Genomic DNA, 6,059 nt, shown 5'->3' with positions numbered 1-6,059 from the left:
TCTTTGCCATCATCACTAGACTATTTTAAAGACAAGATTTATTATAACACATTTCGTTATAATTGCAAGCTTTTTTTAAAAAAACTTTCTTATTCTTTCAAAACTGGATAAACGGTGCATTGAATGTTTCAAACATTTTGGTTAAGTCCTCGATCGATTAGTATTCGTCAGCTCCATGTGTCACCACACTTCCACCTCGAACCTATCTACCTCATCGTCTTTGAGGGATCTTACTTACTTGCGTAATGGGAAATCTCATCTTGAGGGGGGCTTCATGCTTAGATGCTTTCAGCACTTATCCCGTCCACACATAGCTACCCAGCGATGCCTTTGGCAAGACAACTGGTACACCAGCGGTGTGTCCATCCCGGTCCTCTCGTACTAAGGACAGCTCCTCTCAAATTTCCTACGCCCACGACGGATAGGGACCGAACTGTCTCACGACGTTCTGAACCCAGCTCGCGTACCGCTTTAATGGGCGAACAGCCCAACCCTTGGGACCGACTACAGCCCCAGGATGCGATGAGCCGACATCGAGGTGCCAAACCTCCCCGTCGATGTGGACTCTTGGGGGAGATAAGCCTGTTATCCCCGGGGTAGCTTTTATCCGTTGAGCGATGGCCCTTCCATGCGGAACCACCGGATCACTAAGCCCGTCTTTCGACCCTGCTCGACTTGTAGGTCTCGCAGTCAAGCTCCCTTATGCCTTTACACTCTACGAATGATTTCCAACCATTCTGAGGGAACCTTTGGGCGCCTCCGTTACCTTTTAGGAGGCGACCGCCCCAGTCAAACTGTCCGCCTGACACTGTCTCCTGCCCCGCTAAGGGGCATGGGTTAGAATTTCAATACAACCAGGGTAGTATCCCACCGACGCCTCCTTCGAAGCTGGCGCTCCGAGATCTCTGGCTCCTACCTATCCTGTACAAGTTGTACCAAAATTCAATATCAGGCTACAGTAAAGCTCCACGGGGTCTTTCCGTCCTGTCGCGGGTAACCTGCATCTTCACAGGTACTATAATTTCACCGAGTCTCTCGTTGAGACAGTGCCCAGATCGTTACGCCTTTCGTGCGGGTCGGAACTTACCCGACAAGGAATTTCGCTACCTTAGGACCGTTATAGTTACGGCCGCCGTTTACTGGGGCTTCAATTCGCAGCTTCGCTTGCGCTAACCACTCCTCTTAACCTTCCAGCACCGGGCAGGCGTCAGCCCCTATACGTCACCTTACGGTTTTGCAGAGACCTGTGTTTTTGCTAAACAGTCGCCTGGGCCTATTCACTGCGGCTCTCATGCGCTTGCACGCTCAAGAGCACCCCTTCTCCCGAAGTTACGGGGTCATTTTGCCGAGTTCCTTAACGAGAGTTCTCTCGCACACCTTAGGATTCTCTCCTCGACTACCTGTGTCGGTTTGCGGTACGGGCACCTCTCACCTCGATAGAGGCTTTTCTTGGCAGTGTGAAATCAGGAACTTCGTCCATACGGACTCGCCATCACAGCTCAACGTTATAGTGTGCGGATTTGCCTACACACACGCCTTACTGCTTGGACGCGCATATCCAACAGCGCGCTTACCCTATCCTACTGCGTCCCCCCATTTCTCAAACGGTGAGGAGGTGGTACAGGAATATCAACCTGTTGTCCATCGCCTACGCCTATCGGCCTCGGCTTAGGTCCCGACTAACCCTGAGCGGACGAGCCTTCCTCAGGAAACCTTAGTCATACGGTGGACGGGATTCTCACCCGTCTTTCGCTACTCATACCGGCATTCTCACTTCTAAGCGCTCCACCAGTCCTTCCGGTCTGACTTCAACGCACTTAGAACGCTCTCCTACCACTGACATCGTAGATGTCAATCCACAGCTTCGGTGAATCGTTTAGCCCCGATACATTTTCGGCGCAGCGTCACTCGACCAGTGAGCTATTACGCACTCTTTAAATGATGGCTGCTTCTAAGCCAACATCCTGGTTGTCTGTGCAACGCCACATCCTTTTCCACTTAACGATTACTTTGGGACCTTAGCTGGTGGTCTGGGCTGTTTCCCTTTTGACTACGGATCTTATCACTCGCAGTCTGACTCCCGTGTATAAATATCTGGCATTCGGAGTTTGTCTGAATTCGGTAAACCGGGATGGCCCCCTAGTCCAAACAGTGCTCTACCTCCAGTATTCTCATCACGAGGCTAGCCCTAAAGCTATTTCGGAGAGAACCAGCTATCTCCAAGTTCGATTGGAATTTCTCCGCTACCCACACCTCATCCCCGCACTTTTCAACGTGCGTGGGTTCGGGCCTCCAGTAAGTGTTACCTCACCTTCACCCTGGACATGGGTAGATCACCTGGTTTCGGGTCTACGACCACGTACTAATTCGCCCTATTCAGACTCGCTTTCGCTGCGGCTCCGCCTTCTAAAGCTTAACCTCGCACGTAATCGTAACTCGCCGGTTCATTCTACAAAAGGCACGCTATCACCCATTAACGGGCTCTAACTACTTGTAGGCACACGGTTTCAGGATCTATTTCACTCCCCTTCCGGGGTGCTTTTCACCTTTCCCTCACGGTACTGGTTCACTATCGGTCACTAGGTAGTATTTAGCCTTGGGAGATGGTCCTCCCGGATTCCGACGGAATTTCACGTGTTCCGCCGTACTCAGGATCCACTCAGGAGAGAACGAACTTTCGACTACAGGGCTTTTACCTGCTCTGGCGGACCTTTCCAAGTCGCTTCATCTAACTCGCTCTTTTGTAACTCCGTATAGAGTGTCCTACAACCCCAAGAGGCAAGCCTCTTGGTTTGGGCTCTTCCCGTTTCGCTCGCCGCTACTCAGGGAATCGATTTTTCTTTCTCTTCCTCCAGGTACTTAGATGTTTCAGTTCCCTGGGTCTGCCATCAAGACGCTATGTATTCACGTCAAGATACTACGCGATTAAACGTAGTGGGTTCCCCCATTCGGAAATCTCCGGATCAAAGCTCACTTACAGCTCCCCGAAGCATATCGGTGTTAGTGCCGTCCTTCATCGGCTCCTAGTGCCAAGGCATTCGCCGTGCGCCCTTAATAACTTAACCAAGTTATTAAGCCTATAAAAAAACTTAAAAAATAAATGTGTTTGTTACAATTTCAATGTCGTTTTATCCAGTTTTCAAAGAACAAGTTTTGAAGTATTTCATTCTATGATGAACCTTCAAAACTGAACGCAAAACGTAATCTTACAAACCCTAGGTTTGTATTCCGAAAATATCCTTAGAAAGGAGGTGATCCAGCCGCACCTTCCGATACGGCTACCTTGTTACGACTTCACCCCAATCATCTATCCCACCTTCGGCGGCTGGCTCCAAAAGGTTACCCCACCGACTTCGGGTGTTACAAACTCTCGTGGTGTGACGGGCGGTGTGTACAAGGCCCGGGAACGTATTCACCGCGGCATGCTGATCCGCGATTACTAGCGATTCCGGCTTCATGTAGGCGAGTTGCAGCCTACAATCCGAACTGAGAACGACTTTATCGGATTAGCTCCCTCTCGCGAGTTGGCAACCGTTTGTATCGTCCATTGTAGCACGTGTGTAGCCCAGGTCATAAGGGGCATGATGATTTGACGTCATCCCCACCTTCCTCCGGTTTGTCACCGGCAGTCACCTTAGAGTGCCCAACTAAATGATGGCAACTAAGATCAAGGGTTGCGCTCGTTGCGGGACTTAACCCAACATCTCACGACACGAGCTGACGACAACCATGCACCACCTGTCACCGTTGTCCCCGAAGGGAAAACCATATCTCTACAGTGGTCAACGGGATGTCAAGACCTGGTAAGGTTCTTCGCGTTGCTTCGAATTAAACCACATGCTCCACCGCTTGTGCGGGCCCCCGTCAATTCCTTTGAGTTTCAGTCTTGCGACCGTACTCCCCAGGCGGAGTGCTTAATGCGTTAGCTGCAGCACTAAGGGGCGGAAACCCCCTAACACTTAGCACTCATCGTTTACGGCGTGGACTACCAGGGTATCTAATCCTGTTTGCTCCCCACGCTTTCGCGCCTCAGCGTCAGTTACAGACCAGAAAGTCGCCTTCGCCACTGGTGTTCCTCCAAATCTCTACGCATTTCACCGCTACACTTGGAATTCCACTTTCCTCTTCTGCACTCAAGTCCCCCAGTTTCCAATGACCCTCCACGGTTGAGCCGTGGGCTTTCACATCAGACTTAAAGGACCGCCTGCGCGCGCTTTACGCCCAATAATTCCGGACAACGCTTGCCACCTACGTATTACCGCGGCTGCTGGCACGTAGTTAGCCGTGGCTTTCTAATAAGGTACCGTCAAGGTACAGCCAGTTACTACTGTACTTGTTCTTCCCTTACAACAGAGTTTTACGATCCGAAAACCTTCTTCACTCACGCGGCGTTGCTCCATCAGGCTTTCGCCCATTGTGGAAGATTCCCTACTGCTGCCTCCCGTAGGAGTCTGGGCCGTGTCTCAGTCCCAGTGTGGCCGATCACCCTCTCAGGTCGGCTACGCATCGTCGCCTTGGTGAGCCGTTACCTCACCAACTAGCTAATGCGCCGCGGGCCCATCCTATAGCGACAGCCGAAACCGTCTTTCAGTGTTTCACCATGAAGTGAAACAGATTATTCGGTATTAGCCCCGGTTTCCCGGAGTTATCCCAAACTATAGGGTAGGTTGCCCACGTGTTACTCACCCGTCCGCCGCTAACGTCAAAGGAGCAAGCTCCTTCTCTGTTCGCTCGACTTGCATGTATTAGGCACGCCGCCAGCGTTCGTCCTGAGCCAGGATCAAACTCTCCATAAAAAGAAATTTGATTAGCTCAAATTGTTTTGCTGGCATCATGTTTGATGTCCAAAATTTTGTTTTGTTCACTAACTCAAGGTTAGCTACTAAAAACTTTATTGATTACGTTTTGCTTGTTCAGTTTTCAAGGTTCATTTCGTTGTTGTTTTGTTTCAACAACTTTTATAGTATAACATTTTTTCGTTTTCGTTGTCAACTCTTTTTTAGAAGTTTTTTTCACTTCTTCAAAAGCAACAACTCTTATATAATATCACTCTACGATTTCAATGTCAACATCTTTATTTAATGTTTTTTGAATCCGTTTCGTTTCTTGCGTCGTCTTAACGACAAGTAATAATTTATCATGATTCCAGTATAACCGCAAGTGTTTTTTGCTATAAAAATATCTTTTTTTATAAATATAGAATTAGTGAGCTATTTTATGATTTTTCGAGCACTAAATGATTCTTATAATCTTCTAGCTATCACTTTATTTGTTTTACTATACATTTCTTTCTCATAAATCTCAACAAACTAAATAAGAAGAGTTTCAAAATAAGTCCTTTTTCAAAAATACTTTCTAAAGCTTCCCTTGGTAAAGCATCAAAGATATCAAATACACACTGGAATGCGCCATTGCCTAACAAATACTCAACCACGAAAAAAAGGAGCCAAAGTGGTTCTGCCGCACCTCGACTCCTACTTACTCATGGTTGTTACTTTTTAACTTTATTGTTCCGCTACAGAAAACAAGAATAAAGAAATCATAAGTAAGATACAATAATATGTTCCCTTTTCAAAAGCGGTATTCAAAATTGGAAGTTTTTAAACTAAAAAATCAACCAATTTTAATTATTTTCTTTATCAGCTACATCTAGGCACCAAGTGAAATTATCCCACGCCGAATACCAGCCGGTGAAAATTTCAGAGGAATCATCCCAACGGACATCGAATTTCTTCTGACCATTTAAATCCACTAAATATAAAGTAAGAGTTGGATCTGACTTAGAAACCGCCAATTTCATACCATGTTCAAGCTCTTCCTCAGTTAACAGGACATCTGAAACCGAGCGTACTTGTGCCTGTTCAAATACTTGTTTGTTAAAGATTTTATAATTCATTATAAGCCTCCAATAAAACTTTTGATAATGTCTATTTCTATTTAATCTGCAAATTATAGAACTCTAAAAGTATACCTTATATTCATTCATCATTTAAATACTCTACGTAATTCTTTCTAATTTAAACTTATAAATATTTACTATTTCATTGCAGAAGATGCAA

1 protein-coding gene and 2 rRNA genes are annotated in these 6,059 nt (G+C 46.9%); all 3 read right to left on the bottom strand.

What is annotated here, in order from left to right; all coding sequences use genetic code 11:
• Nucleotides 1-137: 137 nt before the first annotated feature.
• Nucleotides 138-3,065, bottom strand: a 23S ribosomal RNA gene (locus ACZ11_RS15165).
• Between the two features lie 179 nt (nt 3,066-3,244).
• A 16S ribosomal RNA gene (locus ACZ11_RS15160) occupies nt 3,245-4,796 on the bottom strand.
• The 16S and 23S rRNA genes sit together here, the layout of an rRNA operon.
• Nucleotides 4,797-5,623: 827 nt before the next feature.
• Entirely contained in the window at nt 5,624-5,896 is a 273-nt protein-coding gene (locus ACZ11_RS15155) for a hypothetical protein (RefSeq protein ID WP_049667392.1), read from the bottom strand.
• Between the last annotated feature and the right edge of the window lie 163 nt (nt 5,897-6,059).

The organism is Lysinibacillus xylanilyticus (genome assembly GCF_001183605.1).
GTDB classification, from domain to species: domain Bacteria; phylum Bacillota; class Bacilli; order Bacillales_A; family Planococcaceae; genus Lysinibacillus; species Lysinibacillus xylanilyticus.
The sequence above is the reverse complement of the archived record's forward strand: the minus strand, read 5'-3'. Positions and strand labels throughout refer to the sequence as shown.